Consider the following 3,642-nt stretch of genomic DNA (forward strand, 5'->3'; position numbering starts at 1 on the left):
CGTTCGTGTTTTCGGTGCTGCGGCTGGTGGATACGCTGGTGCCATGGCCGCTCAAGCGGCGGATCCTCTCGGCCATAAAGGCCGACCAGACGGACTGAGCCTGCGGGCCAGGCCATGGTTTTTGTGGCCCGCCCCACGAAAAATCGCGCTCATGCCGGTTTTTTTTGTCGGGGTGGATGTGGTAACCCGAGCCCCTGCGGTATCGGCCAGGCTGGATTGCAGGCAGGTTCAGGGATTGATGACAGGCAGGAAACCGCCATATGGCCACGGAGCGTGACCGGACATGAAAGAGATCGTCGCAGTTGATATTGGCGGAACCCATGCACGGTTCGCCATCGCCCAGGTGGATCAGGGGCGGGTTGTCACTCTGGGAAAGGCGGTGACCCTGAAATGCGCCGACCATGCCAGCGTGCAACTGGCGTGGGAACCTTCGGCCGCGCGATTGACCGCCCGCTGCCCCGGTCGGCCGGGATTGCGGTGGCCTGCCCCATCAAGGGCGACATCCTGAAGCTGACCAACAATCCATGGGTCATCCAGCCCGCGTGGCTTCCGGTCAAGCTGGGGGTGGACGAACTGATTCTGGTCAATGATTTCGGTGCGGTCGGCCATGCGGTGGCGCAGGTGGGGGCGGACAGCTTCAGCACCTGTGCGGCCCCGACGTGCCCCTGCCCGAGCAGGGGGTCATCACCATCGTCGGGCCGGGCACCGGGCTTGGCTCCGCCTATATCGTGCGGCGGCGGGGCGGTTACTTCGTGTGTGAGACGGAGGGGGGACATATCGACTTCTCCCCGCTGGACCAGTTCGAGGACCGCATCCTGGGCGTGCTGCGCAGGCGTTACCGCCGCGTGTCGGTCGAACGCGTGGTCTCCGGGCCGGGGCTGCTCAATCTGTACGAAGCCATTGCCGAGATCGGCGAGCTTTCGGTCAAGGCGCGTGATGACAAGGCCCTGTGGACCATGGCGCTGGAAGGCAGCGACCCGGTCGCATCGGCGGCGCTGGAGCGGTTCTGTCTCAGCCTGGGCACGGTGGCGGGGGATCTCGCGCTGGCGCAGGGGGGTAGCGCCGTCGTGATCGCGGGCGGGCTTGGGCTGCGTCTGGCGAAACACCTGCCCAGTTCCGGCTTTGCCGAACGGTTCGTGGCCAAAGGCCGGTTCGAGGGCATGATGGCGGAAATGCCCGTCAAGCTGATTACCTATCCGGAGCCGGGGCTGCTGGGAGCTGCCGCCGCCTTTGCCGAAGCCTATCGCCAGTAAAAAAAGCTGTCTGAAAACAGCTTCCAGGCGGCCGTGTGTCTCAGCCCTGCCACAGGTGGCCGGGCATCGCGTCGTAATGGCGGGTCAGCATATCCAGCAGCAGCGCCATGACACTGTCCATGTGCTGGGGGTCATGGCGGGTGTTGCGGGCCAGATCACGCATCGGCCGGTTGTTGATGAGGGCCGCGATCAGCACACGCTCGTAACGGTAGCCGATGATGCCGTGAATATATCTGTAGCGGTTGATGGAACCCAGCCGCCCGTTCAGGGGACGGCGGGACAGCCCGCACGATGTCCGCTCCAGTTGCGGGTCTTCCAGCCCCATGACCCCGATCCGGTAATCCGTGGCCCAGAACCGGGCGGCGGCGACATGGTGGGCGCTGATGGCCCCGGTGCGGTGCAGCGTCTCGATAACCGTGGGCAGGGGAAAACCGGCATCATTTTCCATACCCGATGGCGCCGCCGGGGCGGGCCGGGGGGCAGGGCGGTCAGCGGGCAAGAGGCGTGCTTTCATGGGGGTATGGTATCATATCATCTCCATGGTCCGGTATGGGATAAACGGGCGCGGTGCCGTCCCGCCGTCCCGCCGTTCCGAGGGCCGCCGACAGGGTCAGGGAGCATGACGCACATGGACGGACGTTACAGATTTTTTGATTTCAATGCGATCGGCAAACGCTTCCCATCCCGCGCGGATAGCCTGATCGTTGATACCTACCTGTCCGACAGCCCGTCGTGCAGCATGCGGCTGTTCCGTATCTACCATCCATTGCCCCGGCATTTTCACCGCATGTGCGATGAACACCTGCTCCTGCTGTCGGGCCGCCTGAATTTCCTGATCGAGGATGATCCCGCCCGCCTGCTTTCCCCGGGTGAGATGGTCATTTTCCAGCGCAATATCGTCCATGGTGTCGAGCCGGTCGGTCATGAGCCGGTTGTTTTCCTGGCCACCGATACCCCGCGCCGGGCGCCCGATGACGTGCATTTCGTGGACACGGACGCCACGCGCGGGCTGACCTTCGTCACCCATCTGGAGGATTATGGCTGAAGGGCGGCATAAAAAAACGGCATCACCAGAATATCTGGTGATGCCGGAAGGTGCCGTGGGAAGGTCGGGAAATCGACGGTCGGGAATCTGCCGGACCACGGGTTTTCATTTAGTAATGATAATCATTATCAATATCAAGAAAAAAAATGATGCCTGCCCTGCCCGCCATGTGGTGGACCCGGGCCTGAAAACATGATGCGATAGGCCAACACCCTCATAACAGGCAGGAAACAGTAATGGCCATTACACCGCTTGATGTCGCGGCACAGCGGACAGGAGGGCGGCGGGGGGCCGATATCCTTCTGGAAATTCTGGAAAGTGAGGGTGTACGCTACATATTCGGCAATCCCGGCACGACGGAGCTGCCGCTGATTGATGCGCTCCAGCGCCGCCCGGATCTGCGCTATATCCTGGCGTTGCAGGAAGCCAGCGTTGTCGCCATGGCTGATGGATACGCACAGGCGGCGGGCCGTCCCGGTTTCCTCAACCTGCATACCGCCGGTGGCCTGGGCCATGGCATGGGCAACCTGCTCAATGCCAGCGTTTCGCAGACACCGCTTGTCGTGACGGCGGGGCAGCAGGATTCGCGGCATACGATTTCCGATCCGCTCCTGTTCGGTGATCTGGTCAGCATCGCCACGCCCGCCGTCAAATGGGCTCAGGAAGTGCTGCATGCGGACCAGTTGCCCGTGCTGGTCAGGCGCGCGTTCAACGATTCGATGGCCGCGCCGTCCGGGCCGGTGTTCCTGTCGCTGCCCATGGATGTGATGGAGGAAGCCAGCGATATCGACATTGGCGCGCCATCCGTTATCAATCGGGACTCCATCGCGGGCGGCCTGCCGGAACTGGCCCGCGCGCTGGCGGGCATCACGCCGGGGCGTCTGGCCATCATCGCGGGGGATGAGGTGCATGGCGCCAACGCCGCGCAGGAAGTGGCGGCGGTGGCCGAACTGCTCGGCGCGCCGGTTTATGGCGCATCATGGCCTTCCCGCATTCCCTTCGCCACGTCATGCCCCATGTGGGCGGGCAACATGCCCACGCGGGCCACGGACATCGCCCGCCGCCTGTCGGATTATGACGCCATCTTCGCGCTGGGTGGCAAATCGCTGATTACCATCCTGTATTCGGAAGGTTCTCCCGTGCCGCCGGGTTGTGCGGTCTATCAGGTCTCGGCCGATGCGCGGGATCTGGGGCGCACGTTCCAGACCCCGCTTTCACTGGTGGGCAATATCCGGGCTTCGCTCAGGGGCCTGCTGCCCCTGCTGGAAAGGGAAACCCAGCCCCGTCGTGCCGAATACGTTGCCATGCGGGCAGCGGTGGCCACCGCGCGCGCGCAGCGGCGGG

4 protein-coding genes and 1 pseudogene are annotated in these 3,642 nt (G+C 63.8%); 4 read left to right on the top strand and 1 reads right to left on the bottom strand.

What is annotated here, in order from left to right:
• Positions 1–283: 283 nt before the first annotated feature.
• Positions 284–1,253: pseudogene (glk, locus tag JCM25156_RS23700) on the top strand (glucokinase).
• Between the two features lie 40 nt (positions 1,254–1,293).
• Here the strand turns inward: glk and JCM25156_RS11205 are convergent.
• Positions 1,294–1,701: a hypothetical protein gene (locus JCM25156_RS11205; protein ID WP_242402613.1), complete on the bottom strand. Its 408-nt coding sequence runs from the start codon at positions 1,699–1,701 to the stop codon at positions 1,294–1,296.
• Between the two features lie 171 nt (positions 1,702–1,872).
• On the opposite strand from JCM25156_RS11205, the gene JCM25156_RS11210 reads away from it, so the two are divergent.
• From JCM25156_RS11210 to JCM25156_RS11220, 3 genes are all read left to right on the top strand, one after another.
• Complete coding sequence (locus JCM25156_RS11210; protein ID WP_034959440.1) at positions 1,873–2,298, top strand: cupin domain-containing protein; 426 nt, start codon at positions 1,873–1,875, stop codon at positions 2,296–2,298.
• A complete protein-coding gene (locus JCM25156_RS29445; RefSeq protein ID WP_159104989.1) occupies positions 2,291–2,494 on the top strand; it encodes a hypothetical protein in 204 nt (67 codons plus the stop codon). The genes JCM25156_RS11210 and JCM25156_RS29445 overlap by 8 nt, the downstream gene beginning before the upstream one ends.
• Before the next feature lie 40 nt (positions 2,495–2,534).
• Positions 2,535–3,642 (top strand): thiamine pyrophosphate-binding protein (locus JCM25156_RS11220; protein WP_025813143.1); only part of this gene is annotated, 1,108 nt, incomplete at its 3' end.

The sequence above is a fragment of the Komagataeibacter kakiaceti JCM 25156 genome, from assembly GCF_000613305.1.

Coding starts and splice junctions, on each gene's coding strand:
- JCM25156_RS11205 (WP_242402613.1), bottom strand. CDS start 1,701: ATGGAAAATGATGCCGGTTTTCCCCTGCCCACGGTTATCGAGACGCTG.
- JCM25156_RS11210 (WP_034959440.1), top strand. CDS start 1,873: ATGACGCACATGGACGGACGTTACAGATTTTTTGATTTCAATGCGATC.
- JCM25156_RS29445 (WP_159104989.1), top strand. CDS start 2,291: ATGGCTGAAGGGCGGCATAAAAAAACGGCATCACCAGAATATCTGGTG.